Origin of the sequence: Pelagirhabdus alkalitolerans (assembly GCF_900096905.1) — a bacterium.
Taxonomy (GTDB): Bacteria; Bacillota; Bacilli; order Bacillales; family Amphibacillaceae; genus Pelagirhabdus; species Pelagirhabdus alkalitolerans.
Genome location: NZ_FMYI01000001.1, coordinates 88958 through 115942, shown reverse-complemented (window position 1 = coordinate 115942; position 26985 = coordinate 88958). Strand labels below are relative to the sequence as shown.

Sequence of the window (26985 nt, the reverse complement as noted above, 5' to 3'; positions counted from 1 at the left end):
TGTTAATAATCAATTTAATCTTGATTGATTCATTAAAATGTGCTTATTCTTGAAAGATTGATGTGGAAGGTTTGCATAACTTGTGTATAACTTAACGGTTTGTGGATAATTAGTGGATAACTTGTGGGCATTAAAGGAGTTGACAATCATGACAAAATCGACAAATTATTTAATTTGGGATGATGAAGCAATTAATATATGTAGTGAATTACTAAAAAAGGGTGAAGTCGTTGCCTTTCCAACAGAAACGGTATACGGATTGGGCGCCGATGCAACAAATGACGAAGCCGTGAAAAAGATCTTTGAAGCAAAAGGGCGACCAGCTGATAATCCTTTAATTGTTCACGTGGCAAGTCAAGAACAAATGGCTCAATACGTTGACCATATCCCAAAGGTTGCTAAACAATTACTGGATGCATTCACACCAGGCCCTTTAACGGTGATCTTACCGAGTAATGGTCTTATTTCACCTTTTGTCACAGCAGGTCTTGAAACAATTGGTCTCCGAATTCCAGAACATCCTGCAGCGTTAGAGTTGATTGAAAAGGCCAACTTACCGATTGCAGCTCCGAGTGCAAACCTTTCAGGTAAGACAAGCCCAACAAGTGCCATTCATGTCTATCAAGATTTAGATAAGCGGATTTCAGCGATATTAGATGGAGGCGTAACAGGTGTAGGTGTTGAATCAACCGTCGTTGATTGTACAACCGATGTGCCACGTATCCTAAGGCCAGGTGGGATCACGCGACTTGAAATAGAAGCGGTACTTGATCAAGTGATTGAAGATGCAACAGTGGACGATGATATTAACAAGCCTCAAGCCCCGGGAATGAAATACAATCATTATGAACCGGCTGTTCCACTTGTGCTTGTTAAGGGTGATCCTGACTTTTTCCAAGAGAAAATCGATGAATATAAACAGATGGGTAAAAAGGTCGGCGTATTGGCAAGTGAAGAACGATCGACTCAATTAAATGTAGAGAAAATAGAAACGTGTGGCACCTTATCTGACCTTTCCACGGTTGCGCGTGACCTTTATCAAGTATTGAGACGGTTCAAAGAAACAGATGTGGATTTAATTTTGGCAGAGTATTTTCCTGAAGAAGCGGTTGGCTATGCAATTATGAACCGATTAAAAAAAGCAGCAACCTATATAGAATTAAAAGAGACAATGAAAAAATAACAGACCTCGGTCTGTTATTTTTTTATCCACATGTGAATAAGCATCAAGTATCTGATTGTAAAAATGGGGGAAACCTGTGTTTTATCAATTTTTACTCGCAATTGTATTGGGGCTTGATGCATTTAGTGTCTGTTTAGCAGTTGGTCTTAATGGTTTTAAAATCAAACAAATGGTGTTGATGAGTGGTTTGATCGGATTTTGGCATGGTTTATTTCCTATAGTCGGCTTTCTTTGTGGACAAGTTATTGTGTATTATGTCGATGATTTAATCGATTTGATCACAGGAAGTTTACTCGTCTCACTCGGTGTCTATTTATGTCTCAATAGTTTTACAGAAAGTGTATCGATTAAATGGAACAAAACGAAATTAATCATGATGTCACTCACCGTCAGCTTGGATAGTATTCCTATCGGTCTTACGTTAGTAAGAGAACCAACGGCTTGGATTTATTCGATTGGTTTATTTTTTACTATGACGATGATGATGAGTATGCTCGGCCTTTTATTAGCCAAGCGTTTAACCGTTTCACTCCATCGGATGAGTGACCGATTAGGTGGTGTGATTTTAATTGGACTTGGCCTGCATATATTAGTTACAATGTAAGTAGGAACTTGTTGTCACAAAACCTTAACAATTTGGACGTTTATGATGGATATGTTATGATTTATCTAATAAAATACGAATGAATTTAGGGGGAGAATCAATGAATATTCTGTTTGTTTGTACTGGCAACACATGCAGAAGTCCGATGGCTGAGGCGATATTAAAAGAGAAGTCGAGCCATCAGGTCAAATCAGCCGGCATTTCAGCTATTAAAGGTGTACCGGTTTCAGAAGAAACGACTGAGGCACTAGCTGCAATCAATATTGATCATACGTCAGTTGCAACACCTGTTGGTGATGAATTGGTTGACTGGGCCGATTTAATTTTAACGATGACCCGTCAACATAAACAAGTCCTGGCGACACGATTTTCATATGCGTATGAAAAGATTTTTACGCTTAAAGAATATGCAAGTGATGATGCAGAAGATCTATGGAAAGAACTCAAGCAAGCGCACCTTAATTTAGAAGAAAAACGTGCTGTTGTGCATGAGGAGCATGGTGACCAACAAACAGAACTTCAGTGGCGTGCTTTCCTCAGAGAAGAACAGGACGAAATTGAACGACTTGAAAAGCAACTTCCAAACTTTGATATTAAAGATCCCTTCGGGGCTGATTTAGAAGCCTATAAGAAAACGCGAGATGAGATTGATGAAGCGATTGATCAATTACTAAAAAAAATTAACTGAATCCTATGAAAAATGTCTATTTTTCTGATTGAAAAATGCGTACAATAGAAGAAACAAATTAAATGATAGGAGTGTTGAATCAATGAAAGTAGTTTTAGCGTCAGATCACGGTGGCTATGAATTAGCAAATGAAATTGAATCATATTTACAAGAATTAGGCGTATCTGTTGATTATATCGGTTGTAACTGCCCAGACTCTGTAGACTATTCTGATTATGGTATTCCAGCAGCTGAAAAAGTAGCGAATCAAGAATATGATCGTGCGATTGTCATTTGTGGGACAGGCATTGGTATGTCGATCTCAGCAAATAAAGTAAAAGGGATTCGTTGTGCACTCGTCCATGATGTATACACGGCTCGAGTTACTAGAGAACACAATGATTCAAACGTACTCGCAATGGGTGCGCGTGTGATCGGTGTTGATCTAGCAAAAGAAATCGTTAAGACATGGATGGGAAGCGAATTTGAAGGCGGTAGACATGCACGTCGTATTGAAAAAATCGCTGAATACGAAAGCAAAGAATAAGGGTGATGATGCTGTGATGAATTTGACAGATCAGCTCACAAAGATCACTGAAGAGTGGAAAACATCCAAACGTTTAAACCCATCTGATCTATTTGTGATTGGCACCTCCACAAGTGAAGTAGGCGGACATCACATTGGAACAGATGGCAGTACAGATGTGGCGAAGCAAATTTTTGATGCCTTCATCGATCTGAGTCATCAGGAAAACATTGAACTCGCTTTTCAATGTTGTGAACACTTAAACCGAGCATTAGTTGTTGAAAGACATGTTCAAAAAACACATCGTCTAACAGAGGTCGCTGTTGTTCCTCACAAAAAAGCAGGGGGTTCAATGGCGACCTATGCTTATCAACAGATGGAAGATTCAGTCGTAGTTGAGCAAGTCGAAGCAGATGCTGGCATTGATATTGGGGAGACGATGATCGGCATGCACTTAAAGCCTGTGGCTGTACCGATGAGACTCAAGCAAAATTATTTAAACAAAGCACGCGTTAATGCAGCGTATACAAGACCAAAATTAATTGGTGGTGTACGTGCAACCTATGAATAAAGTGGCAATAATAAGGGGGAAAAATAATGAAACATGTTAAAGAAAACGATCTAGAATTGTACGAAGCAATTGAAAAAGAACGCACTAGACAACATGATAAAATCGAACTGATTGCATCTGAGAACTTTGTGACTGAAACGGTTATGGAAGCGCAAGGCTCTGTTTTAACGAATAAGTATGCAGAAGGTTACCCTGACAAACGCTATTATGGTGGTTGCGAGTACGTTGATATCGCTGAAAACTTGGCGCGTGACCGTGCGAAAGCTTTATTCGGTGCAGAACATGCCAATGTACAACCTCATTCAGGTGCTCAAGCAAACATGGCGGTCTATTCAGCTTTCTTGCAACCGGGTGATACTGTTTTAGGGATGAACTTATCACACGGTGGTCATTTAACACACGGAAGCCCTGTCAACTTTAGTGGTAAATTGTATCACTTTGAAGAATACGGTGTTGACCAAGAATCTGAAATGCTTGATTATGATGCGATTTTGAAAAAGGCAAAAGAAACAAAGCCTAAAATGATTGTAGCAGGTGCTAGTGCGTATCCACGTGAAATTGATTTTAGCAAATTCCGTGAAATTGCAGATAGCGTGGGTGCCTACTTAATGGTTGATATGGCACATATCGCAGGCCTTGTCGCAGCAGGCGAACACCCTGATCCTGTGCCGCATGCTGACTTTGTCACAACAACGACACATAAAACACTTCGCGGACCAAGAGGTGGCATGATTTTAACGAAAGAAACGTATGCCAAGCAAGTTGATAAATCTGTTTTCCCTGGCATTCAAGGCGGGCCTTTAATGCATGTGATTGCCGCAAAAGCCGCAGCTTTTAAAGAAGCCTTAGATCCTAGCTTTAAAGACTATGCAAAACAGATCGTTAAAAATGCTAAAGCCTTTGCGAAAACGTTAGAAGAAGAAGGCATCCGCCTCATTTCTGGTGGTACGGATAATCATTTGTTGTTACTCGATGTCAGAAACCAATCATTAACAGGTAAAGATGCTGAACGTGCATTAGATGATATTGGTATCACAACGAATAAAAATACGATCCCGTTTGACCCTGAAAGCCCATTTGTCACAAGCGGTGTGCGTGTGGGAACGGCAGCGGTCACCACGCGAGGCTTTAAAGAAGCAGAAATGGAAGAGGTCGCGCGGATCATTGCCTTCACGCTAAATAACCACGAAGACGAAGAGGCGCTCAAGACAGCTAAAGAACGCGTTAAAAACTTAACTGATCAATTTCCTATCTATCAATAAATAAATTAAACTAAGAGTGAGCGGACAAAACCGTTTATTCTTAGTTTTTTTTCGACCTTTTCTTGAAAGCAATGTCATTTTTCTGTACACTTTTGACAGATACATAAAAAATTTAAGGAGTGGGTTAACGCATGGGAAACGTTTTTGTACTGGATCATCCATTAATTCAACACAAAATAACACACATTCGTAAGACAGAAACAGGGACGAAGGATTTCAGAGAGCTCGTTGATGAAGTGGCTGGATTGATGGCTTATGAAATCACACGCGACTTACCTGTAACAGAAGTGACGATTGATACACCTGTTACGACAATGCAATCAAACGTCCTAAGTGGTAAACGTATAGGCATTGTACCAATTTTAAGAGCAGGACTAGGCATGGTTGAAGGCGTCTTACGCCATATTCCAACTGCTAAAGTAGGACATGTCGGGCTTTACCGTGATCCAGAAACACTCCAACCCGTTGAATATTACATTAAAATGCCAAATGACATTGAAGAACGTGAACTAATCGTTGTAGATCCAATGTTAGCAACTGGCGGATCAGCAAAAGATGCGATCGATTCATTAAAAAAACGCGGGGCAACAAAAATTAAATTAATGTGCTTAATCGCAGCACCTGAAGGTATTGATTTAATTAAGAAAGAGCACCCTGATGTTGACTTATACTTAGCTGCGATTGATGAAAAACTAAACGAAAAAGGTTACATCGTTCCAGGCTTAGGCGATGCTGGCGACCGCTTGTACGGCACGAAATAAAGTAACATAAAACAGAATAAATGCGCGCATACTAGCTTAAGGAAGGAGTGGCTATATGCGTGTATTTTTTTTGTTGTTTATAATGTTCAGCAGTCTTTTTGCATTTGATTCAGTATCAGCAACTGAAGAAAGACACCTTGTTGAACTAGATGAATCACCAGATGCATTTATAGAAAAACTCGATCGATATCATCCATATATTCATGTATTAAATACATTTGATACGTTGTTACAAGCTGTCGCTATTGAAGGAAAGCCCCATCAAATCGAGCGTGTGTTAGAAGAGCAGGCTGTAAAACGCGTATTTCCAGTTGTTGATTACACCGCGTCTTACCAACTTGCAGACACCGAACTGATAAGTGATTCGTATCTCGATTTGGAACTTGGCTACACCGGTAAAGGCATAAAGGTAGGTATTGTTGATACAGGCATAGACTACACGCACCCTGATTTAAAGGGAAATTATAAGGGGGGCTATGATCTATTTGATTTAGATGATGATCCGATGGAAACACAACCTGAAGAAGGGATGCCAACACTTCATGGCACTCATGTATCAGGTATAGTCGGTGCAAATGGTACGTTTAAAGGTGTCGCGCCAGATGTCGATTTATATGCATATAGAGCGCTCGGTCCTGGTGGTATCGGAACGAATTTACATGTGATTGCGGCGCTCGAACAAGCTGTTAAAGATGGTATGGATATTATCAATTTATCATTAGGGAATACGATTAATGGCCCTGATTGGCCGACAAGTACGGCCGTTAATCGAGCTGTTGAAAAAGGAGTAAGTGTTGTCGTAGCAAACGGAAACGCAGGACCTGAAGATTGGACAGTTGGATCGCCTGCAACGGCAGAACAGGCAATCTCAGTTGGGGCATCGACTAAAAGCTACACAAAACCAGAACTTGAACTATTAAAAAATCATCAAAGAATAGAACTTTTAGAACTTCCAAATGCAAAGTCATGGGATTTAACGCGTGACTATCGGTTAACGACAGATCCGAATGATGCATCAGAACATATTTTACTCGTGGATCCAACTGAACAGAATTTTTTAGAAACATTAGAGAAGATCAAGCCAAGTGGATTATTAATTGAACATAAACCAGATGAATCAATTGAAGCTCTTCTTCATCTTCAAACACCTTTTCCAGTAGCACTTATCTCAGAAGAGTCTGCCGAGTCGCTTAGACAAGATGAGGGACTTTGGTTAAGAACACACCATAACGAAATTGATAATGAAGTGGCTTCGTTTAGTTCAAGAGGCCCTGTTACAGCATCATGGGCCATAAAACCAGATATTATCGCACCAGGATACAACATCTTAAGCACTGTCCCAGATGGCTATCAAGCACTAAATGGAACGAGCATGGCAGCACCATACGTAACAGGTGTTTTGGCAATTTTAAAAGAGGCCAATCCTGATTACACACCAGAACAATTAAAGGCTGCTTTACTGACAGGTGCATCGCCACTGAAAACTCACGCTCCGATTGAACAAGGCGCTGGTGAGATTAATGCTGAGGCAAGCCTTGAAACGGACTTATTAATCGAAAATGCTCACCTTTCATTCGGCATTAAAAATGAACACAATGAGGAACAGACGCATATACTAAAAGTTACCAATGTATCCGATCAACCGATCCCGTTTGAAATCAAACGGCCTAGGACTCAAATTGGAAAACGATGGGATATTCCTAAAAGGGTCATAATTTCCCCGAATGAGACAATCGAACTTCCCATCCGGTTAACAGTTACACAACCAAAATCTGCAGACGATTCATATCAAGGGTATTTAACCACAGAAACGGACAATAAAAATTATCAACTCCCCTATTTATGGCTAAATCAAATAGACGACTTATCGTTTATAAGAGGAATTGAATTTGAACCATCGATTCAAGACCCAATGACCTATCACTTTTCATTACAACTGAGTGAACCTGTTGAAACGTTGGTTATTGATGCCTTAGATCCTCAAACGCTTCAACATCAAGCAACGTTGTATCATCAAGAAAAAGTCGATGCAGGGCTTTATCAAGACAGTTGTCAATTACCTGATGACGGTTCCTATTTAATTAATGTAACAGTCGTCAAAAATCAAAAACAAGAAAGTCACCAATTTATGTTAGAAAAGATTAAAGATAAAAATTGACTTTTTTCAAAAACGTTATAAACTATTAAATTGAGGGGTTTTTTAATACGTATTTTCAACAAATAAAGTGTTAAAGAACATCTAATTGTGATTTTCGTAACAAAAGAAGACAGTCGACATGAAATAGTGACACTATTTCCCGGGAAATGACAAGCTAAGGGAGGCCATTATGTTACAAGAATTAGGAACACAAGCAATGGTTAATATCGCATCGCACATTATTTTTATTGTGATCACTTGGCAACTATTGCAGGCCGTTCGATTTGATGAAATCTTTAAAAAGGATCGTGTGTTTGAAGCACGTCTCTTGATGGTCTTTATTACGATCGTGATCGGTTCAACTGTGAGTCATTTCTTTATCGATTTGATTAGTTGGACACAACAAGTCATTTTTATGTTTTAGCTAAAAAGTGTAAGGGGGAAGCTGGTATTCACTGATTGAAGTGAATCCTTTTTCCTCTCGTTTATGTTTAAAATCTAAAACGTTCGCACATACTAGTTTTACAGATTAGTAGGAGGCGATCGTTGTGATTCGAATGTTAAATAGATGGACTGTTATACTTTCTATACTAAATGTTTTAGTTTCGTTCAGTTGGGTAGACCCATTACATGACCTACTTATATTGACAGATGATTTGCATGCTCACATTGAAGAAGGTGAGCGAACGATTATTGAAGTGTTGGATTATGATGCTCTAAAACAGACGACAGACTACATAGAAACATCAGGATTTAAACAACGTGAAGTGACAGTAGATCACGAGTTATATGAACGGGAACTGACAGGTTTTTTGAAAGAAACAATCGAAATCGAACATTTAACGTCTGAGCAAGTGTTTCGCATGACCTATCATTTAACTGGTGATGTAGTAAAGCTTTTTGAGCACAATCGAATCCGGGATGAGGTTAATTCGTTCATTGGTACTATTTACACAGGTGCCAGGCGGGATTATGCTTGTATTAGTTTGCCTGAATATGATACGCTATCTGGCAGGCATACTTTAGAAAAATGGATAGATGAATGGGATATCATTGTTGATCAAAAATTGATAGAGACAGATTTCTTTGTTGTATCAGGTTATACAGATCGATTACAAAGAGAAATACCAACTGAACATAACAAAATGAATATTCAACTAGCGAGTCGAATAGGAGCTAGCGGGGATACCACCTTTACAATTGGCACACCCATCCTAACGACTGAATACTAATATATAAAAAGACTTTGAGACAGAGGAGAATGAGCCTTGGAAAAGATAGTGATAAAAGGTGGTCAGACACTAAACGGAACGGTTAAAGTAGAAGGTGCTAAAAACGCTGTTTTGCCCGTTATTGCAGCGACGTTGATGGCAAGTCGAGGCAAATCAACAATTGAAAATGTACCCGCATTAGCGGATGTGAATACGATGGTCGATGTTTTAACACATATTGATGCAGATGTAGAAGCACATAAAAATAGATTAGAAGTAAATGCCGAGAACCCTTTGCTAACAGAGGCGCCATTGGAATATGTAACAAAAATGCGAGCATCCGTCCTTGTACTCGGACCCTTACTTGCCCGATTTGGTCATGCAAAAGTTGCGATGCCAGGTGGTTGTGCAATCGGTTCAAGACCGATTGATTTACACTTAAAAGGTTTTGAAGCGATGGGAGCAAAAGTCATCGTCGGCAATGGTTATGTAGAGGTCTTTAAAGATGAACCATTAGTTGGGGCAAAAGTGTATCTCGATATGGCAAGTGTGGGCGCAACAGAGAATATTATGATGGCGGCTGCGTTAGCAAAAGGTAAAACGATTATAGAAAATGCAGCAAAAGAACCCGAAATTGTAGATTTAGCAAATTTCCTTAATAAAATGGGCGCTAAAGTTGTCGGGGCAGGTACTGAAACAATTAAAATTTATGGTGCTGATGAATTAGTGGGTGCCACGCACTCGATTATTCCTGATCGAATTGAGGCGGGAACCTTTATGGTTGCTGCAGCGCTAACGAAAGGAAATGTCCTAGTTGAAGGAGCAGAATTAGAACATCTGAGAGCTCTCGTTGCTAAAATGGAAGAAATGGGTGTCACGATTGAAGAAGAGGCGAACGGTTTACGTGTGATGGGTCCGGATGTTTTAAAACCGGCTGACATTAAGACATTGCCACACCCAGGTTTCCCAACAGATATGCAATCTCAAATCATGACGCTTATGCAACAAGCACAGGGCACAAGTGTGATCACAGAGACGGTTTTTGAAAATCGTTTTATGCATGTAGAAGAGTTTCGCCGCATGAATGCTAAGATGGTAATTGAGGGGCGAAGTGTGATTGTTGAAGGACCGGTTCAATTACAAGGTGCCCAAGTGCAAGCAACTGACTTACGAGCAGGTGCAGCTTTAGTATTAGCAGGTCTTGTTTCAGATGGTTACACACGTGTAACAGAATTAAAACATATTGACCGAGGTTATGTTGATTTTACGGATAAATTAAAAGCGCTCGGTGCAGATGTTGAACGTATTATAGAAGATGAAATGGAATTTGCAGTTGTTGATCAAGTTGAGCAAATCTCATCATTATAGATTAAAATAGGGCGGGGTTAATCCTTCGCTCTTTTTTAGTCTAAAATGAACCCTATTTGCATACATTAATGTAAGAATTGATCTATGCAGATAGGAGGCAACATCATTTATACGAATCGGACATGGTCTATATTGCTAAAATACGCTGCTATCACATTGTTTGTTATTTTGATCTTTAGCTTCTTTGTGCCATCAACCATTGTATTATTAAGTCAAAAACAAGCAGAAAATGAAGGGGATATGACATCTGATAAGGACGAAGAGCATGACGTCCATACAGTGAGTGTTGTCCGCGCGAATGACACCATTAAAGAACTACCCCTCGAGGAGTATGTCGCACATGTTGTCGCAAGTGAAATGCCGGCTGATTTTGAGAAAGAAGCGTTAAAAGCTCAAGCTGTAGCTGCGCGAACTTATGTCTTGTCACATCAGTTAAACCATCAAGGTGAACCGATCACCGATACAGTGAATCACCAAGTATATAAAAGTCATGATCAATTAAAGGAAGTTTTGGGGGCTAGTTATCAATCACATTTAAACAAAATGACAGAAGCGGCACAGGAAACATCAGGCGAAGTTATTTTATTTGATGATGAACCGATCACCCCTTTATATTTTTCAACAAGCAATGGTCAAACGGAAAATCCAGAAGATTATTGGCAACAACCCCTTCCTTATTTAAAAAGTGTCGATAGCCCTTGGGATACAGATTCACCAAAGTACTCCGATCAACTGATTATGACAACTGAAGAATTAGAAAGTAAATTGGATCTAGTCATACACGATCCGACACTTGAACCCGTTATGACGTACACAGAGTCTGGACGAGTTGAATCGATAGAATGGCAAGACGAACAATTCACAGGTCGAGAAATCCGAGAACGATTGGAACTGCCGTCAACAGATTTTGAAATCAATTATCAAGATGAACATTACATTATTACATCAAAAGGGTATGGTCATGGTGTTGGCATGAGTCAGTACGGGGCCAATGGTATGGCTGAAGAAGGTTATAATTACCGTGACATTTTAAATCATTACTACCAAGACATTAAGATTGAAAAAATGGATCTAGATTCGTTTAATTTGTAAAATATATAAGTGATAGGTATAGAATCACCTCAGATGGTTCAGAATGGTTGCTGAGGTGATGAAAATGAATGAAGAACAAAATACAATTCGTTCAAAGTGGAAACGTCTCATTCGAAAGAAAGCATTCTTTCCAGCTGTTTATTTGTCAGTGGCTGCACTACTCTTAACAGGTGTCGTCTGGTATCAGACGATGAACCGATTAAGTGCACCAGCTCCGGAAATGGAGTTTTTCGAAGAGAATGAGTCAAGAATGGACCCATCAGCGGAATTTTATGAACCGTCTGAGCCAGTCAGCCAGTCTGTTGAAGAATTTAAGTGGCCTGTGTTAGAAGAAGCTGAAACAGAAGTTGTAACACATTTCTATGATTTTGACACGGATGAAAGTGAACAAGTTGATGCCCTGATTTTTTACAACAATAAATATTATCAATCACAAGGCATATCAATTGTGCCATCTACAGATGAGCCATTAGCAGTTGTCGCTCCTTTGAGCGGTGAGGTGATTGATGTGAAGGACGATCCGTTACTCGGACAAACTATTGTCTTAGAGCATGATCATGACTTAAAAACATACTATACCAGTCTTTCGGATGTCGAAGTGGAACTCGATCAGACCGTAGAGCAAGGGACAGTGTTAGCTCACGCTGGTACAAATGAATTTGCTAAAGATCAAGGTGTTCATGTTCAGTTTGAAATCCGGAAAAACAATGTTCCAGTAAATCCTGAAATGGTATTTAACGCACCCGTCACAGCTATTCAAACAGACGTAACTGAAACAGAAGATGAATCGTAAGTGAAAAGAGAGCGAGTTTAGGAAACTTGCTCTTTTTTTTATGTTTTTAAAACAAAATATTAATTAAATTTTCTTAAAATTAGAACAATGAGAAATATGTCGAACGATTTAACATAAATATGCTTGTGTTTTATATGAATTATGTGATAATTGATCTAGAAAAAAATACAAAAAGGAGGGGAGAACAACATGAATCAACATGCAAAGACGTACCGCGACATTTATCAACAAGGCTTAGAGCGTTTCAGTTATTGGATTGAATTAAACGTTCAACAAAAAAATCGTCCAGAAGCATTGCGTGAATTTTTTGTGCAAGCAAGTGACCCGCAAGATATGCGGATCGGTTGGGAATATTTGTTTATGAATGGTTATTATCAAGATTTAAAAACGCTGTTAAGCCGAAATAAACATCATGTCAATTCAGTAAACCGGCAGTGGGCTTATCTTTTCGATCTTATGTTAACCAAAGAAAAGAGAACCCTTACGCATGATCAATTGCTTTTTGAAACGCAGAAGATTAAAACCGATGACCCTGCTTTAAAAGCGCTAATTGAATTTTTCGTAATTGCGATTCATGTTGATGTCTTTGATTTCGATGCGGTAGCCAATCGCTTAGATGATCTCCTTGCGCTATTTCATCAAGTTTCGCATCGAGTGTTAACCCCTCTTTTGCAATACCGATTAGATCGTGTTTTATTTATGCACCACTGGAAACGTAATGAGATGCTCCTAGCTAGAAAATACGGATTTAGAGCATTCAAAAATAATCATAATCACGTTCACTTAGCAAATTTACACATTAATTTAAGTTTGTCTTATTTGTTCGATGATTTTGAATCGGCTAATTATCATTTAAAAGAAGCCGAAAAAATGGCTCGTGAAAACGACATTACACGTATTATTACTATGATTGAACAACAAAATAGACCCTTCATCTATGCTCATTTTAATCGACCAGAAGGACTTACGACCCCAATCAAAAGTGAACAAGCTCACTTAGCGATGGCAGGGGGCGATTATGAAACGGCTCGTCAGATTCTTTCGGAATTTACTGAATTTACACCGTTCACACATTATTATTTGGGTCGTGCTCATCATGATTATGAACTGCTCGAGCGTTCTTATGACGCTTTTATCGAAGAGCGCAGCGATCATTATTTTGCACGATTACCACTAACAGCCATGCAGTCGATGTAGCTTCAGTGTTCAAAAATATGAACATGAGGAGGTGAAAATATGAAACGTCGTATTTTTTCACTCTTAGTTGTATTCACCCTATTAACAGGTGTCACATTCACCCAACAAGAAGCTGCAAACTTAGAAGAGCAACAAGATAAAGAAATGATTATTGAGTATCGCGATCCAGGCCAAGGCGATATTTTTTCAGAACCAGAATTTGAAATTTTCCGTCGCGACCCTGGTCAAGGTGATATTTTTTAACAGATGAAAGCTAGCCTACGCTAGCTTTTTTCTTTTTCGCGCGCAGATTGTGAAAATCGCGCGCAGAATCAAATTATCGCGCACAAAATCAGAATTTCGCACACAAATCGGAAAAATTGCACACAAATCCAGATTTTTGCACACAAACCACGAAAAAACCACACAAATTAAAATTATCGCACACAAATCAAATCACTCTCTTCTCGTATTTCAAACCAACACGTATAATGCACCACTCACCATCATACGATTAAACAAATGACCTGAATAAAACCTTACAAGCCGTTTAATAGAAATACTCATCTTACATCGTGGTCAGACAACAAGAGAGGTGTAACGATGTGCATGATTATATTAAGAATCGAACGCTTGCTATAGGGCACTATTTTGTTGAGACGAAAAAAACTGTCCGCACGATTGCAAAAGAATTCGGTGTTTCAAAAAGTACCGTCCACAAAGATTTGACCGAGCGACTACCAGAGATTCATCCACTCCTTGCCATTGAAGCTAAACAAATCCTCGAACATCACAAAAACATTCGCCACATTAGAGGTGGCGAAGCAACAAAACGTAAATACCAAGATAAACGGTATTCCTCATCCTAATTCGTCAAGATCCTTCCTATTTATTAATCTTCACAAAATATTTGTAAAATCGTTTAACGTACCCCCTAAAAGTGTGCTATTATATATTATTAGAGACAATCGTAAATAATTGGCACACGTAGATATAAATTTAGGGAGGATCATAGCATGTTTTCAAGAGATATCGGAATTGATTTAGGGACGGCAAACGTATTGATTCACGTAAAAGGAAAAGGCGTTGTATTAAATGAACCATCTGTTGTCGCGATGGACCGTTCGACATCTAAAGTGTTAGAAGTTGGTGAAGCAGCGCGTCGTATGGTCGGACGAACGCCAGGTAATATTGAAGCAATCCGCCCACTTAAAGATGGTGTTATTGCAGATTTTGACGTGACAGAAGCGATGTTAAAGTATTTTATTGACAAAATCAGTGTACGCGGTATGTTTTCAAAACCGCGCATGTTAATTTGTTGCCCGACAAACATCACTAAAGTAGAACAAAAAGCAATAAAAGAAGCAGCAGAAAAATCCGGTGGCAAGAAAGTCTATTTAGAAGAAGAACCGAAAGTCGCAGCAATCGGTGCTGGCATGGACATTTTCCAACCAAGCGGTAATATGGTGGTTGATGTCGGTGGTGGGACAACAGATGTTGCCGTTCTTTCAATGGGCGATATTGTGACAGCACAGTCGATTAAAATGGCTGGTGACAAATTCGATCAAGAAATTTTAAATTACGTTAAACGCGAGTATAAATTATTAATTGGTGAACGTACATCAGAAGATATTAAAATGCACGTGGCAACTGTATTTAAAGGCTCCCGCAATGAATCAATCGATATAAGGGGACGTGATATGGTATCTGGTTTACCACGTACGATTACGATTCACTCAGATGAAATTGAGCGAGCGCTACGTGAACCGGTATCCCTTATTACCCAAGCAGCCAAAAATGTACTAGAAAAAACGCCACCAGAATTATCTGCCGATATTATCGATCGCGGCGTGATCTTAACGGGTGGAGGCGCGATGCTTCATGGTATGGATCAGCTCTTATCAGAAGAGTTGAAAGTTCCTGTCTTTTTAGCAGATGAGCCAATGCACTGTGTAGCAGCAGGTACAGGCATTATGTTAGAAAATATCGATAAAATTGAGAAAAAATCCATCGTTTAAATACTTTGAATTTAAAACCAATCACCGAAAGGAAGTCCTGTTATGTTAAGAGGCTATTACACAGCAGCAAGTGGGATGTTGACGCAACAACGACGCCAAGACACATTATCCAATAATATATCGAATGCTCAAACACCAGGATTTAAACAAGATCAAGCAGCTGTTCGTGCTTTTCCAGAAATGTTGATCCAACGTATGGGATCAGAAGAACTGCCAACAACACGACGTTTTAACGTCCCAAACGGAGGACAAGTGGGTTCGATTAATACGGGGGTTTATGTACAAGAAACCATTCCTGACCACGCTCAAGGCGGGCTTGAAGAAACGGGCATGTCAACGGATATGGCACTTGTTAACGGCACGATTCCTGATGAAGCGGGTGGTCTATTCTTCACGATTCAAAACGCTGAAGGTGAAGAGCGTTACACAAGAAACGGTAACTTTACTGTTGATGGTGAGGGATTCCTAACAACAAACCAAGGGTATTACGTCTTAGACCAAGCTGGTGAACCGGTATTTACAGACGGTCAACAGTTTGAAGTGACACCTGAAGGTATTGTTGAAGTCGGAGATGAAGCTATTCCACTCGACATTAGTTACACAGAAAATGTGAATGATTTGATTAAAGATGATGAAGATTTGTTTATGCTTGAAGGAGAAGACGGTGAGATTGTTGATGCGCGTGACCTCGCAGATGTTACCTTTTCAGTTGAGCAAGGTTCTTTAGAAACATCAAATGTTGATGAAGTTCAAACGATGACCGATATGATGCAAGCGTATCGAAACTTTGAATCGAATCAACAAGTCGTCAGAGCATATGATCAAAGTATGGATCTTGCGGTTAATCAAATCGCACGTTTAACATAGGAGGTTAACCGATGAGTCGAATGAATGTACAAGCAGCCGTCACGATGAATCAATTGCAAAATAAACTCGATCTAGTCGGCCATAACGTAGCCAACTCAAGTACAACAGGTTATAAAAACCAAGGCGCGAATTTCACATCACTACTCTATCGAAATATTGATAATTTTAGCGATGAAGAAGCAAATGCTCTAAACCGTGAAACGCCACACGGCATTCGTCAAGGTGTCGGCGCTCGTTTAGGTCATACAAACATTGATCTATCAGTCGGTTCTCTGCAAACAACAGAGCGAAATCTAGATGTTGCACTGCTCGAAGATAATCATATGTTACAAGTTGAAGTGACAGAGAATGGTGTTACAGAGCCACGTTTCACAAGAGACGGCACGCTTTACTTGCAACCAACTGAAGCGGGTGATACAGTGATGCTAACAACAAGCGATGGTCATCCTGTTTTAGGTCAAGATGGTGAGCCAATCGAATTTGCGGATGACATGGAAGATGTTACGATTAATGAAACTGGAGAAGTAGTGACCATAAGAGATGGTGCTGAAGTCGTTGAAGGTCAACTATCAGTGGCCGAAGCGATACGCCCTCAATTTTTAGAACCAACAGGCAATAATTTATTCCGCTTACCAGACTTAACAGAAGTGGCGTATGAAGCGGATGAAATTATCACAGAGATCCCTGGTGCTGATAACAGGATCCAGAATCAAACGCTTGAACAATCGAACGTTGATTTGCAAAAACAGATGACTGACCTATTGCAAGCACAGCGCGCATACCAATTCAATGCACGTACGATTTCAATGCATGACCAAATGCGTGGCCTTGTTAATCAACTACGCTAAGGAGCTTTCTTATGCAAGAAGATAAATCAAACAAAACGAACGAGGTTTCTGAAGATAAGGAACCTAAATCAAGAGAAGAAAAACGTCAAGCAAAAAAAGAGAAGAAAGAACAAAGGCAAGTACGTCGTCTCATCCCAATCTGGCTACGTATTATCATAATCTTTCTGCTCGCATTCCTCGCGCTTATCATCGGCATGGTCGTTGGATTTAGTGTCATAGGTGATGGTGAAGCGATCGAGGTATTAACATTTGAATTTTGGCAGCACCTACTCGATATTATTACGGGTGTTGAATAATAAATAGATAAGGCGGACGTTTAACGGGTCCGCTCTTCTTTTTACTAAAAAATTAGGAGTTGGTCATAATGTTAGATATTAATCAAATTAAAGAAACAATCCCACACCGTTATCCATTTTTACTCGTTGATGAAATTACAGAGCTAGAAGAAGGACAACGTGTTGTCGGTAAGAAAAATGTCACCATCAATGAACCGTTCTTTCAAGGACATTTCCCAGATTACCCTGTCATGCCTGGTGTTTTGATTATTGAAGCACTCGCTCAAACAGGCGCTGTTGTCATGTTGAAAAAGGAAGAAAATCAAGGCAAGATCGGCTACTTAGCAGGTGTGGATAAATGCCGTTTCAAAAGACAAGTAAAACCAGGTGATACACTGAAACTCGAAGTCGAAATCACACGCTTAAAAGGTGCGATTGGAAAAGGCAAGGCCAAAGCAACCGTTGACGGGGAACTTGCCTGTGAAGCTGAAATAATGTTTGCGATCGGATAATACAATATGAGCCACTGATAACCTTCTAAATATAGAAGATGGTCAGTGGCTCTTTCTTTATTAATGATCATGATGGTATATGTTATTTTTCTCTTTGATATTATTTTCGGTCTCTGTACCTTCCGATTTTGATTTATCAAAAACGACTAACACAGTCTTTAATATTATTAAAAGATCTAGCCAGAAACTATAGTTACGGATATAAAATAAATCAAAGCGTAATTTATCTTCAGCTACAGTTGTATATTTCCCCATAACTTGGGCATACCCTGTAATACCAGGTTTTACTCTATTACGGTAACCATAGTGATAATGTTCTTTTAATAATTTATTGATAAAAAATTCACGTTCTGGTCTTGGTCCAACAATTGACATATCTCCTTTTAAAACGTTGAAAAACTGAGGGAGTTCATCAATACGTGTAGCTCGAATGAATTTACCTACCTTAGTTATTCGATCATCATCCGTTGAAGCAAGTACAGGACCTGTGTAAGATTCCGCATCACTGATCATTGAGCGAAATTTGTAAATAGTAAATGGCTTATCATCTTTACCAAGTCGCTCTTGTTTGAAAATAGCGGCGGCTTTAGGATCCTCTAATTTTATAATAACCCCCATCACAATTAAAATGGGTGAGATCAAAACTAAAATGATAAACGAAAAGATAATATCAAATATGCGTTTAAAAAACAACTTTTCCCAAGTTAAAATAAAAGGTTTAACACCCATAACAAGCGTATCATCCAATGGTGAAGTTGTCGCGCGTTGCAAAACAAGCTCATACAGTGTCGGGATGACATAAACTTCTTTATTGTGTTCCATAGCATGATAAATGACTTGTGATTTTAGTTCTTTGGAAATATCCGTACATAAAATGATGTAATTAGAATCAATTACCATTTGTCGTATGTTTTTGATATTTGAACCTTCTCTTACACATGTATATTCAGAGCCTTTTAACATGGGATAATTAATTTTAGTGATCAACTGATCTGTGTTTGTTTTATTACCGACAATTAAAAATTTCCCAACAACGTTGCGTCTCGTTAATTTCAGGAAGACCGCATTAAATACGAGTAAATAAACAACCATGAACACAGTTGAAATGACAATAACTGAACGAGGCATAGCGAAAGCTCGGAATAGATAAGAGCTTGCCATCGTTAAAAATGTTAACATGGTAACAACGACAAGTATTTTTCGGAATAGATCCGATAACGTTTGTTTTCCATCGATAATATATAATTCATACACCGAAATTAAAAATAAACCAATAACGATGATCCAAGGTAATAATGAAATAAAAGCATCCCAGTTAGGGTCAGGGAAATCAAAATACCTTATATAAAAAGCACTTACATAGGCTATTAAAATACATAATATATCTCCAAGCATTAGTAAGAACTTATGGGTTCTTGAATTGTTAAAGTCCACTCTTTCTCAGATCCTTTCATAATAAAAATTTATATCATCAAATAATTTGTAATTAATTGAAAAAACATTCAACACTCATTATAATACTTGAGACGATATTATCCAACTAAAAATTGAAAGTTACTAAAATTTGCCCGCATCACAAAGAATCATTATAATTTGAGATAGCATACTAGATGACTATTAAAGTTAAGGATGGTAATGATGAATATATTAGTTACAGGTGGGATAGGATATATTGGTTCACATACAGTCGTTGAGTTAATAAACAAAGGTCACCATGTCATTATAGTGGACAACTTGTCTAATAGTAATATAAAAACATTAAATATAATAGAAAATTTAACAAATAAAAAAGTACCTTTTTATCAAAAAGATGTGACGGATAAACAAGCTTTATTAAACATATTCAACAATAATAAAATTGATGGTGTCATTCATTTTGCGGGTCTAAAAGCAGTAGGTGAATCCGTTGAAAAACCACTTATGTATTATCAAAATAACCTTATGGCAACGATAACTCTGACAGAGGTTTGTTCGGAGTATGACGTCAAAAAAATCGTTTTTTCATCTTCAGCAACCGTTTATGGCAATCAAACATCGCCAATGAACGAAACGATGAAGCTACTACAAACGACAAATCCTTATGGTGAGACCAAAGCAATGAGTGAAAGAATATTTCAAGATATCGCAAAGGCAGACCCGCAATTTTCTATCGTATTATTACGTTATTTTAACCCTGTAGGCGCCCATTCCAGTGGTTTATTAGGCGAAAATCCAAGCGGAACGCCTAATAATCTCGTTCCTTATATGACAAAGGTAGCTAAAGGTAAATTAGATCGATTGTTTATATATGGAAATGACTATGATACAGTTGACGGAACCGGCATACGTGATTATATTCATGTCGTCGATTTAGCCAAAGGACATGTTGCAGCTATTGAAAACCTTACTAAAGGCTTGGACATTTATAATTTAGGGACTGGAAAAGGGACATCAGTGTTGGAAATGATTGATACTTTTGAGAAAGTTAATCAAATAAAGATCCCTTATGAAATTGTAGAGCGTCGACCAGGAGATATAGCAACCTGTTATGCCGATGTCACAAAGGCTGAAAAAGAGTTGGCGTGGCAAGCTAAATTGTCTGTGGGAGAAATGTTAAAAGATGCATGGAGATACGAAAGCAACATCTAACAAGTGAAAATAAATATGCATCACTTATATAACAATAGGTATTATTTAAGTAGATATTAACTTAGACAAATAGAGGCAAAGTGGTATAATAACATAGGGTTATCTATTGTTTGATTTAAAAGCAATTGATTATCATATTTAGCTAATATAATTATGTTAGAATGGGAAGTTGAGGGATTAGAAGATTTGGCTAATCAAAAAAAAGTTGTTCATTTAACAACTGTTCACCACCCTTTTGATACGCGAATTTATCATAAAGAATGTGTTTCCTTAAAACAAGCTGGCTACCATGTTTCTCTTATTGTTCCTTTAGAAAATGCATCTAAAGGAACGATTCAAGAAACAGAAGAAGGTATTCGATTGGTCAGTTTACCTAAACAAAAAAAGCTATTAAAGCGAATGCTCACATCAACTTGGCAAGCGTATCAGTTGGCTAAGAGTGAGAACGCGGATATTTATCATTTTCATGACCCAGAATTATTGTGGGTTGGATGGTTGCTTCAAAAGAAAGGCTACCATGTCATTTATGATGTTCATGAAAATTATTATACCGGTATCATGCAAAAAGATTATTTAAAGAACTGGATGAAAAAGATAGTTGGTGGTGTTTTTAATAAAGTTGAGTCATTTTTTATTAAAAACTTGGAGGTCTGCATTGCAGAGAAATATTATAGAGAGCGGTATCCAAATTCATTTGAACTTTTAAATTATCCCATTATTAATACGTCTCTAATGGATCACTATCATACAAAAGAAAGACCGGATAACGTATTAATTTACACGGGAAATGTCACCTCAGTTCGAGGTGCTTATGAGCATGCGACATTGCCACAACTTAAAAGTCAACCTGATATATATTTTTACGGTCTATGTGATGCAGCACTAGCAGATCAAATGAAACAAACAGCAGCTGATAAAAAAGATCATTTGCACTTTACTGGGATCGATCAATTTGTTCCGCGCGAAGATATAGACCAAGCATATCAATCAAAAGATTGGCTAGCAGGTGTCGCTATTTTTCCGAAAACACCACACTACATGCGTAAAGAACTAACTAAGTTTTTTGAATATATGGCAGCAGGGCTTCCGATTGTCTGTTCCAACTTTCCAACTTGGCAAGCATTTATCGACCGCTATCAGTGCGGACTCACCGTTGATCCCGAAAGACCCGAAACCTGGGAAGAAGCTTTAACATACTTGCGTGATCATCCAAAAGAACGCAGACAAATGATAAAAAATGGACGGGAAGCAATTCGTAATGAACTGAATTGGGAAGTTGAAAAACTAAAGTTATTAGGTGAGTATCAACAGATTTTGAAAGGTTAAAGGCGGGATTGAATGAATGAGCATGTTTCACCAACAGTATCGGTGATAACACCAACTTTTAATGCAGAACAATTTATAGGAGATACGATCCAATCGGTTCAAAATCAAACCTTCACCGATTGGGAGATGATCATTATTGATGATTCATCAACAGATCGAACCGTCGAAACCGTAAAAAAATATATTAAAGATGATGACCGGATTAGGATAATAGAGCGATCCGAAAATGGAGGACCAGCCAAAACACGAAATGCTGGTTTGAAAGCAACAAGAGGTCGTTACATTGCCTTTTTAGATAGTGATGACGAGTGGCTTGATAAAAAGTTAGCTGTTCAATTGGAGTACATGCAAAAAACACAAACAGCATTTACGCACACAGCCTACGAGCGTGTTCAAATTCACACTGATCAAACTAAAGTCATAAAACCTGTTGCAGTTCCTAGCATTATTTCGTACAAGCAGCTGCTAAAGAGAAATGTTATTGGCTGCTTAACCGTCATGATTGATACGAAGCAGACCGGAGACATTCAAATGCCCGATATTCGTTCAAGGCAAGATTACGCATTGTGGTTAGAATTAACCAGAAAAGGATTTGAAGCACATGGTATTAATGAGGTATTGGCTAATTACCATGTTCGATTAGGTTCTGTTTCCAGTAACAAGTGGAATATGGCTAAGCAAAATTGGCGAGTCTATCGTGATGTAGAAAAATTATCATTTCCTATTGCAGCGTGGTACTTCACCCACTATGCATTTCTAAAAACAAAAGAATACATGCACTATATAAAAAAGGATTGTTAAATTATCGAGCGGAGTGAAATACAGTTATGAGAACATATATACATGAAATGGCTAAACGAAAAGATTTATTAATATATTTAGTTATGTCTGGCTTAAAGGCAGATAACAGAGATAGTTACTTAGGTTACTTTTGGTGGCTACTTGATCCATTATTAAACGTCCTCGTTTATTACTTCTTAGTCGTTGTAATCATGGGACGCGGTGGACCAGATTTTCCGGTTTTTTTAGTCATTGGTATGGTTGTTTGGAGATGGATGAGTACCGTTATCAATAGTTCAACAAAATCGATAACGAAATATGCATCGATTATTAATCAAGTCTACTTACCTAAATCTTTATTTCCTGTGGCATTAACGTTAACCCAAATGTTTAACTTTATATTTGGGCTCGTTGTTGTAGCGATATTCTTAATTGCTTTTGGGGTTGTCCCCACTTGGCGCTTAGTTTTATTACCTTTAATCATTGTCATACAATTATTGTTTCTAGTAGGCATTAGTTTGATGTTTGGATATATCTCTGTTTTTGTACGAGATATTGATAATTTGACAAAACACATTGTCAGAATCTTATTCTATGCTTCACCTATTATCTGGGAAGAGTCTCGTTTTCCAATTCCAGATGGTTTAGAATGGTTAGTTAACTTAAATCCAATCGCCGTTATACTAGGCGCCTATCGAGATATTCTAATGTATCACGTCAATCCGAACTTTTTGAGTCTATTTATTATAGGGATACTCTCATTTTTCTTCATCCTTATAATGTTAAGGCACTATTATAAAAATGAACATAAAATTATAAAAGCACTCTAACCTAATTGTTAGTGAATGGAGTTAATAAGATGGTAAATAAACAAGAAATCGTCATTAATGCTGAGAATATAGGTGTCACTTACCAAAATGACCTAAAAAAAGATGATTACAAGTCAACTGTCATCAATTTATTTAGGCCTAAGGAAGATAAGGACCAGGACAATACACCTAAAATTTCTTGGCCATTAAAAGGTCTAAATTTTAAAGGTTATAAAGGAGAAGTTCTAGGTATAGTAGGGTCTAATGGGTCTGGTAAAACGACACTTTGTCGAATTTTATCAGGCTTACTTCGACCTGATGAAGGCCATATATCAATCGATGGTAAAGTACAAGCATTATTCTCATTAGGAATGGGATTTAATAAGAAGTTATCCGGAAGAGAAAATGTATACTTGAATGGCATGATGATGGGGATGAGCAAGAATAAAATTGATGAAACCATAGATGATATTCAAGAATTCTCTGGTCTAGGAGACTTTTTTGAACAATCAATGAAAAAGTATTCAAGTGGTATGCGTGCACGACTAGGCTTTAGTGTCGCCTCCCACCTAGAACCTGAAATTCTCATACTGGATGAAGCATTAAATACTGGTGATCAAAATTTCAGTGACAAATCCGCAAAAAAAATAAAAGAACTCGTACAAAAAGCAAAAATGGTTATTGTGGTAACACATAGTCATAAATTTGCAAGAAAAAATTGTGATCGAGTTATATGGTTAGATAAGGGACAAATAAGAGAAATCGGAGATCCTGACACAGTTTTAGACAACTATGAAGCAACAGTTCCTAAAGTTAAACGACGACCAAAGAAAAAAATTGAATTAACGAATGTTAATATTAATAAAAAAGACCGGATTGTTGTCGATGCAAATCAACTAGGTCTTAAATTCAGACTCAATAATCATGAACATTGGGCGCTTAAAAATCTCAATTTCCAAATAAAAGAAGGAGAGGTTATTGGTGTGATCGGTCATAATGGTGCTGGTAAAAGCACATTATGCAAAGTACTCACTGAAATTTTAAAACCCGATCAAGGTGAATTGAAAATTGAAGGCACGACAACAGCTTTATTAAACTATGGAACGGGATTCAACCGCAATCTCTCAGCTGTAGATAATATTTACTTAAATGGTATGCTTCTAGGGATTCCTAAATCTGTAGTTGAGCATAATATTGATAACATTTTAGATTTTGCAGAGTTACAAAAATCAAGAGAAAAAGCAGTTAAACATTATTCCAGTGGTATGAAAGCAAGGTTAGGCTTTAGTGTTGCTGCAATGCTTCAGCCTGATATTTTCATACTAGATGAGGCCTTATCTACTGGTGATATGGCTTTTAAACAAAAAGCAAGTGCAAAAATACAGGATATGATGGAACAAGCTAAAGCAGTCATTATCGTCTCACACAGCATGTCCTTTGTTGAAACAGTTTGTTCACGTGCTATTTGGATGGAAGAAGGGCAGATCGTTGAAGACGGAGATGCTGAAGAAGTGGTTGAAAAATACCGAAAATCAAAAAAAGAGAAAAGAAAGAAATTATCGAAAAGAAAATAAAGCTGTGTTTTATGTGGAGGTGAAAGCTTGAAGAAGATGATTAACTTTTTATTAAAGCCAATTAAAGAAACGGTAAGCCGATTATTGACGACTGAGATGAAAGAAAAAATAAGCGGTACACTTACGGAAAAACAAAAGAAAAGAATTAAACAGATTTTCAAGCCTAATCCTCAATTTGAAAACTTAAAAAATACACTTTATCAATTAAATAATTTAGGTTTTACTGAACAAGGATTAATTGATTTAGAAACTTACACATCTAAAACTTATTCTCATAAGGTGAGAATGGTAGCATTGTGGGAACTTGCGACTTGGTATGCCAATCAAGCAAGTGCAGCTTCAGCAGAAAAAGCATTATTTTATTTGGGACATATCGAAATAAACAATAGAGATACCGTGAAAAAGCGGCGAAAAAGCATTTTACAAGCGGAATGTTTGTCAATGATTGGAAAGTCAAGTGAAGCAGAAAAATTATTGGCTCAAAGGTTAAAATTCGATCAGCACTATGATCTTATTTATGCAAAATCTAACTTAAAGGACTCAATGGATTGTAAAATAGAACAACTTAATCAAGTGTATAAAATGCATAAGCTTCAGCTTATAGAGCCTTGTGAAAGCGATGTTTCAACACTTTATGATCGATTGCATACGAAGGTGACTAATCCAGTTTATGAACCTATCCGTGTTTCAATTATTGTTCCTACATTTAACGCATCAAATTATGTTGAAACAGCTATCCGCTCTTTATTTAATCAAACATGGACGAACATTGAAATTATAGCTGTGGATGATTGTAGTCAAGATGACACGCTAGCTGTTTTAAATAAATTAAAAGCAGAAGATGAACGTTTAATCGTTTTGCAAACGAAAAAAAATGGTGGGGCTTATATAGCAAGGAATTACGCCCTGGATGTTGCCTCTGGTGATGCAATTACAATTAATGATGCCGATGATTGGTCACATTCTGAAAAAATTGAAAAACAAGTGCGTAATCTATTTTCAGATCGCCGTCTTGTTGGTAACTACTCTAATCAAGCAAGATTGACAAACGATTTGACATTCTTTAGAAGAGGTCAGCAAGGTCAATATGTTTTTAAAAATATGTCTTCCTTCATGTTCAAAAAAGATAAAGTACTAAAAGCTTTAGGATATTGGGATTCGATACGATTTGGAGCAGACGGAGAATTTATTACAAGAATTAAAAGAGTGTTTGGGGAAAAATCAATAAAGGTATTAAATACACCACCACTCTCTTTCCAACGTCAAACCGAAGCATCACTTACGGGTAATTCTGCTTTTGGATACCCTGGTTTCTTTATGGGGGTAAGAAAAGAATATGTAGAAGCGCACACATATTATCACCAGCAATACTCGGATAATTTATATTATAAATTTCCTCAGACCGAACGACCCTTTCCAGTTCCAGAACCTATGTGGCCTAGAAGAGAGAATAAAGGTGAAGATGGGTTTCGACAGTTTGATATAGTCATAGCATCGGACTTTAGATTGACTGATCATTTTATTAGAGAACAGCTTAATGATATTCGTCTATACAAAGAAAGAAATCTTAAAGTAGGTATTGTACAGATGAATCGTTATGATATACATGCTCAAAAGCATATCAATACGTTAGTTCGTGAAGAATTAGACGGGGATTCTACACAAATGATTTGTTTTGGTGAAAAAGTGGCTTGTGATCGTCTTATTATTAGAGATCCTGCGACTTTGGATAAACAACAGCTTTACATCCCTGATATTGAAGCAAATAATATTAAGGTTATTATCAATCATCTTCCAAATGAAAGTGGTCAGACAAGTTATGGTTTTGATAACGCTGTTGAAAATTTGGATACATATTTTTCTAAACAAGCAACTTGGTATCCAGCTGATCAAGAGATTCGTAATGAAATATTAGAAAACGACTATAAAGGTATAAATCTTATAAACCTAGCAGATAAAAATTGGATTGCTCTTAGAAATGAATAGAAAGGAGGGGG

The 26985-nt window shown here is 37.8% G+C and carries 28 protein-coding genes; 27 read left to right on the top strand and 1 reads right to left on the bottom strand.

The features are described from left to right. The first annotated feature begins 148 nt into the window (after positions 1–148). The 21 genes from BLR62_RS00485 to fabZ all read left to right on the top strand — a co-directional run bounded on the left by BLR62_RS00485 (position 149) and on the right by fabZ (position 17871). Entirely contained in the window at positions 149–1183 is a 1035-nt protein-coding gene (locus BLR62_RS00485; protein ID WP_090791709.1) for an L-threonylcarbamoyladenylate synthase, read from the top strand. 76 nt (positions 1184–1259) lie between these two features. Next, positions 1260–1787: a manganese efflux pump MntP gene (locus BLR62_RS00480; protein WP_090791706.1), complete on the top strand. Its 528-nt coding sequence runs from the start codon at positions 1260–1262 to the stop codon at positions 1785–1787. 100 nt (positions 1788–1887) lie between these two features. Further along, complete coding sequence (locus BLR62_RS00475) at positions 1888–2475, top strand: low molecular weight protein arginine phosphatase (protein WP_090791704.1); 588 nt, start codon at positions 1888–1890, stop codon at positions 2473–2475. 82 nt (positions 2476–2557) lie between these two features. Next, positions 2558–3001, top strand: coding sequence for a ribose 5-phosphate isomerase B (rpiB, locus tag BLR62_RS00470; protein WP_090791702.1), 444 nt, complete (start codon positions 2558–2560; stop codon positions 2999–3001). 16 nt (positions 3002–3017) lie between these two features. Then, entirely contained in the window at positions 3018–3551 is a 534-nt protein-coding gene (locus BLR62_RS00465; protein ID WP_090792568.1) for a TIGR01440 family protein, read from the top strand. Positions 3552–3577: 26 nt separating this feature from the next. Beyond that, positions 3578–4813: a serine hydroxymethyltransferase gene (glyA, locus tag BLR62_RS00460; protein ID WP_090791700.1), complete on the top strand. Its 1236-nt coding sequence runs from the start codon at positions 3578–3580 to the stop codon at positions 4811–4813. A gap of 131 nt (positions 4814–4944) precedes the next feature. Further along, entirely contained in the window at positions 4945–5574 is a 630-nt protein-coding gene (gene upp, locus BLR62_RS00455; RefSeq protein WP_090791697.1) for a uracil phosphoribosyltransferase, read from the top strand. A 55-nt stretch (positions 5575–5629) separates the two neighbouring features. Beyond that, a complete protein-coding gene (locus BLR62_RS00450; RefSeq protein WP_090791695.1) occupies positions 5630–7732 on the top strand; it encodes a S8 family peptidase in 2103 nt (700 codons plus the stop codon). A 169-nt stretch (positions 7733–7901) separates the two neighbouring features. After that, on the top strand, positions 7902–8135 hold the full coding sequence (locus tag BLR62_RS00445; RefSeq protein ID WP_090791693.1) for a DUF1146 family protein: 234 nt from the start codon (positions 7902–7904) through the stop codon (positions 8133–8135). Positions 8136–8268: 133 nt separating this feature from the next. Then, the gene (locus tag BLR62_RS00440) at positions 8269–8943 is read left to right on the top strand and encodes a YwmB family TATA-box binding protein (protein ID WP_245719375.1); all 675 of its coding nucleotides are present in this window, start codon (positions 8269–8271) and stop codon (positions 8941–8943) included. Positions 8944–8979: 36 nt separating this feature from the next. Next, complete coding sequence (gene murA, locus BLR62_RS00435; RefSeq protein ID WP_090791689.1) at positions 8980–10290, top strand: UDP-N-acetylglucosamine 1-carboxyvinyltransferase; 1311 nt, start codon at positions 8980–8982, stop codon at positions 10288–10290. Positions 10291–10374: 84 nt separating this feature from the next. Further along, positions 10375–11382, top strand: a complete 1008-nt coding sequence (spoIID, locus tag BLR62_RS00430; protein WP_090791687.1) for a stage II sporulation protein D — start codon at positions 10375–10377, stop codon at positions 11380–11382. 64 nt (positions 11383–11446) lie between these two features. Beyond that, on the top strand, positions 11447–12175 hold the full coding sequence (gene spoIIQ, locus BLR62_RS00425; RefSeq protein WP_218119737.1) for a stage II sporulation protein SpoIIQ: 729 nt from the start codon (positions 11447–11449) through the stop codon (positions 12173–12175). Positions 12176–12364: 189 nt separating this feature from the next. Next, complete coding sequence (locus BLR62_RS00420) at positions 12365–13372, top strand: AimR family lysis-lysogeny pheromone receptor (RefSeq protein WP_090791683.1); 1008 nt, start codon at positions 12365–12367, stop codon at positions 13370–13372. A 39-nt stretch (positions 13373–13411) separates the two neighbouring features. Continuing rightward, positions 13412–13615: a hypothetical protein gene (locus BLR62_RS00415; RefSeq protein WP_090791680.1), complete on the top strand. Its 204-nt coding sequence runs from the start codon at positions 13412–13414 to the stop codon at positions 13613–13615. Between the two features lie 341 nt (positions 13616–13956). Further along, positions 13957–14220: a sporulation transcriptional regulator SpoIIID gene (gene spoIIID / locus BLR62_RS00410; protein WP_090791679.1), complete on the top strand. Its 264-nt coding sequence runs from the start codon at positions 13957–13959 to the stop codon at positions 14218–14220. 147 nt (positions 14221–14367) lie between these two features. Continuing rightward, complete coding sequence (mreB, locus tag BLR62_RS00405; RefSeq protein WP_090791676.1) at positions 14368–15369, top strand: rod shape-determining protein; 1002 nt, start codon at positions 14368–14370, stop codon at positions 15367–15369. Positions 15370–15411: 42 nt separating this feature from the next. Beyond that, positions 15412–16236: a flagellar hook-basal body protein gene (locus BLR62_RS00400; RefSeq protein ID WP_090791673.1), complete on the top strand. Its 825-nt coding sequence runs from the start codon at positions 15412–15414 to the stop codon at positions 16234–16236. Between the two features lie 11 nt (positions 16237–16247). Further along, a complete protein-coding gene (locus BLR62_RS00395; protein ID WP_090791670.1) occupies positions 16248–17084 on the top strand; it encodes a flagellar hook-basal body protein in 837 nt (278 codons plus the stop codon). 11 nt (positions 17085–17095) lie between these two features. Further along, positions 17096–17380 (top strand): DNA-directed RNA polymerase subunit beta, encoded by a 285-nt coding sequence (locus BLR62_RS00390; RefSeq protein WP_090791666.1) that lies wholly within the window; start codon positions 17096–17098, stop codon positions 17378–17380. A gap of 68 nt (positions 17381–17448) precedes the next feature. Beyond that, positions 17449–17871 (top strand): 3-hydroxyacyl-ACP dehydratase FabZ, encoded by a 423-nt coding sequence (gene fabZ, locus BLR62_RS00385; RefSeq protein WP_090791664.1) that lies wholly within the window; start codon positions 17449–17451, stop codon positions 17869–17871. A 60-nt stretch (positions 17872–17931) separates the two neighbouring features. Here fabZ and BLR62_RS00380 read toward each other — a convergent pair whose 3' ends face one another. Beyond that, positions 17932–19266, bottom strand: a complete 1335-nt coding sequence (locus tag BLR62_RS00380) for a sugar transferase (RefSeq protein WP_245719361.1) — start codon at positions 19264–19266, stop codon at positions 17932–17934. A 243-nt stretch (positions 19267–19509) separates the two neighbouring features. Here BLR62_RS00380 and galE point away from each other — a divergent pair, with 243 nt between their 5' ends. The 6 genes from galE (at position 19510) to BLR62_RS00350 (ending at position 26974) form a co-directional block, all read left to right on the top strand. Continuing rightward, on the top strand, positions 19510–20499 hold the full coding sequence (gene galE, locus BLR62_RS00375; RefSeq protein WP_090791659.1) for a UDP-glucose 4-epimerase GalE: 990 nt from the start codon (positions 19510–19512) through the stop codon (positions 20497–20499). A gap of 153 nt (positions 20500–20652) precedes the next feature. Beyond that, positions 20653–21825 carry a glycosyltransferase gene (locus tag BLR62_RS00370; RefSeq protein WP_245719360.1) on the top strand — a complete coding sequence of 391 codons (1173 nt, stop codon included), beginning with the start codon at positions 20653–20655 and terminating at the stop codon, positions 21823–21825. A gap of 12 nt (positions 21826–21837) precedes the next feature. Continuing rightward, positions 21838–22626 carry a glycosyltransferase family 2 protein gene (locus BLR62_RS00365; RefSeq protein WP_090791657.1) on the top strand — a complete coding sequence of 263 codons (789 nt, stop codon included), beginning with the start codon at positions 21838–21840 and terminating at the stop codon, positions 22624–22626. 26 nt (positions 22627–22652) lie between these two features. Next, the gene (locus BLR62_RS00360; protein WP_090791654.1) at positions 22653–23435 is read left to right on the top strand and encodes an ABC transporter permease; all 783 of its coding nucleotides are present in this window, start codon (positions 22653–22655) and stop codon (positions 23433–23435) included. A gap of 29 nt (positions 23436–23464) precedes the next feature. Further along, the gene (locus BLR62_RS00355) at positions 23465–24988 is read left to right on the top strand and encodes an ABC transporter ATP-binding protein (RefSeq protein ID WP_090791651.1); all 1524 of its coding nucleotides are present in this window, start codon (positions 23465–23467) and stop codon (positions 24986–24988) included. A 36-nt stretch (positions 24989–25024) separates the two neighbouring features. Continuing rightward, the gene (locus BLR62_RS00350) at positions 25025–26974 is read left to right on the top strand and encodes a glycosyltransferase family 2 protein (protein WP_245719374.1); all 1950 of its coding nucleotides are present in this window, start codon (positions 25025–25027) and stop codon (positions 26972–26974) included. Positions 26975–26985: the final 11 nt, after the last annotated feature.

What these genes read in the sequence shown, in the direction of transcription:
- rpiB (WP_090791702.1), top strand. Translation starts at nt 2,558, where the DNA reads ATGAAAGTAGTTTTAGCGTCAGATCACGGTGGCTATGAATTAGCAAAT.
- glyA (WP_090791700.1), top strand. Translation starts at nt 3,578, where the DNA reads ATGAAACATGTTAAAGAAAACGATCTAGAATTGTACGAAGCAATTGAA.
- mreB (WP_090791676.1), top strand. Translation starts at nt 14,368, where the DNA reads ATGTTTTCAAGAGATATCGGAATTGATTTAGGGACGGCAAACGTATTG.
- BLR62_RS00445 (WP_090791693.1), top strand. Translation starts at nt 7,902, where the DNA reads ATGTTACAAGAATTAGGAACACAAGCAATGGTTAATATCGCATCGCAC.
- BLR62_RS00440 (WP_245719375.1), top strand. Translation starts at nt 8,269, where the DNA reads ATGTTAAATAGATGGACTGTTATACTTTCTATACTAAATGTTTTAGTT.
- BLR62_RS00355 (WP_090791651.1), top strand. Translation starts at nt 23,465, where the DNA reads ATGGTAAATAAACAAGAAATCGTCATTAATGCTGAGAATATAGGTGTC.
- BLR62_RS00465 (WP_090792568.1), top strand. Translation starts at nt 3,018, where the DNA reads ATGAATTTGACAGATCAGCTCACAAAGATCACTGAAGAGTGGAAAACA.
- BLR62_RS00390 (WP_090791666.1), top strand. Translation starts at nt 17,096, where the DNA reads ATGCAAGAAGATAAATCAAACAAAACGAACGAGGTTTCTGAAGATAAG.
- BLR62_RS00395 (WP_090791670.1), top strand. Translation starts at nt 16,248, where the DNA reads ATGAGTCGAATGAATGTACAAGCAGCCGTCACGATGAATCAATTGCAA.
- BLR62_RS00450 (WP_090791695.1), top strand. Translation starts at nt 5,630, where the DNA reads ATGCGTGTATTTTTTTTGTTGTTTATAATGTTCAGCAGTCTTTTTGCA.
- upp (WP_090791697.1), top strand. Translation starts at nt 4,945, where the DNA reads ATGGGAAACGTTTTTGTACTGGATCATCCATTAATTCAACACAAAATA.
- BLR62_RS00365 (WP_090791657.1), top strand. Translation starts at nt 21,838, where the DNA reads ATGAATGAGCATGTTTCACCAACAGTATCGGTGATAACACCAACTTTT.
- BLR62_RS00370 (WP_245719360.1), top strand. Translation starts at nt 20,653, where the DNA reads ATGTTAGAATGGGAAGTTGAGGGATTAGAAGATTTGGCTAATCAAAAA.
- fabZ (WP_090791664.1), top strand. Translation starts at nt 17,449, where the DNA reads ATGTTAGATATTAATCAAATTAAAGAAACAATCCCACACCGTTATCCA.
- BLR62_RS00350 (WP_245719374.1), top strand. Translation starts at nt 25,025, where the DNA reads ATGATTAACTTTTTATTAAAGCCAATTAAAGAAACGGTAAGCCGATTA.
- BLR62_RS00400 (WP_090791673.1), top strand. Translation starts at nt 15,412, where the DNA reads ATGTTAAGAGGCTATTACACAGCAGCAAGTGGGATGTTGACGCAACAA.
- BLR62_RS00415 (WP_090791680.1), top strand. Translation starts at nt 13,412, where the DNA reads ATGAAACGTCGTATTTTTTCACTCTTAGTTGTATTCACCCTATTAACA.
- spoIIQ (WP_218119737.1), top strand. Translation starts at nt 11,447, where the DNA reads ATGAATGAAGAACAAAATACAATTCGTTCAAAGTGGAAACGTCTCATT.
- BLR62_RS00485 (WP_090791709.1), top strand. Translation starts at nt 149, where the DNA reads ATGACAAAATCGACAAATTATTTAATTTGGGATGATGAAGCAATTAAT.
- BLR62_RS00360 (WP_090791654.1), top strand. Translation starts at nt 22,653, where the DNA reads ATGAGAACATATATACATGAAATGGCTAAACGAAAAGATTTATTAATA.
- BLR62_RS00475 (WP_090791704.1), top strand. Translation starts at nt 1,888, where the DNA reads ATGAATATTCTGTTTGTTTGTACTGGCAACACATGCAGAAGTCCGATG.
- galE (WP_090791659.1), top strand. Translation starts at nt 19,510, where the DNA reads ATGAATATATTAGTTACAGGTGGGATAGGATATATTGGTTCACATACA.
- spoIID (WP_090791687.1), top strand. Translation starts at nt 10,375, where the DNA reads ATGCAGATAGGAGGCAACATCATTTATACGAATCGGACATGGTCTATA.
- BLR62_RS00420 (WP_090791683.1), top strand. Translation starts at nt 12,365, where the DNA reads ATGAATCAACATGCAAAGACGTACCGCGACATTTATCAACAAGGCTTA.
- BLR62_RS00380 (WP_245719361.1), bottom strand. Translation starts at nt 19,266, where the DNA reads ATGCTTGGAGATATATTATGTATTTTAATAGCCTATGTAAGTGCTTTT.